This is a genomic window from Thioclava sp. UBA3469 (genome assembly GCF_002378135.1).
In the GTDB taxonomy this organism is placed as follows: domain Bacteria; phylum Pseudomonadota; class Alphaproteobacteria; order Rhodobacterales; family Rhodobacteraceae; genus Thioclava; species Thioclava sediminum.
Genome location: NZ_DFRG01000238.1, coordinates 1,818 through 2,185, shown reverse-complemented (window position 1 = coordinate 2,185; position 368 = coordinate 1,818). Strand labels below are relative to the sequence as shown.

1 protein-coding gene is annotated in these 368 nt (G+C 67.4%); it reads right to left on the bottom strand.

Annotation, left to right across the window (positions count from 1 at the left end):
* On the bottom strand, positions 1-368 hold a 368-nt coding region (locus B3D39_RS16970; RefSeq protein WP_286789913.1), incomplete at both ends, for a rhomboid family intramembrane serine protease.

The following is a 368-nucleotide window of genomic DNA, read 5'->3' as shown; positions in this document are numbered from 1 at the left end:
CGCCGATATGCGCCCACCAGGCGACGCCGCCCATGGCCTGATCGCCCAGCGACAGGATGCCGGGGATCACCTGCAGGCCGAGCCAGATCATCGCGAAGCCAAGGGCCGGGACCTCGAAGAACAGCGGCAGGAAGAGAACCGGCACCATCACCACCAGCTTCGCCGCCGGAAACATGCGCGCATAAGCGCCGATCACGCCCGCGATCGCGCCGGATGCGCCGAGCGCGGGAATGACGGAATCGGGGTTGGCCAGGGCATGCGCCAGGCTGGCCGCGATACCGCAGAACAGATAGAACAGCGTGAACCGGCCCGGCCCAAGCCGGTCCTCGACCGCGGGGCCGAAAATCCAGAGCGTCCACATGTTCAAG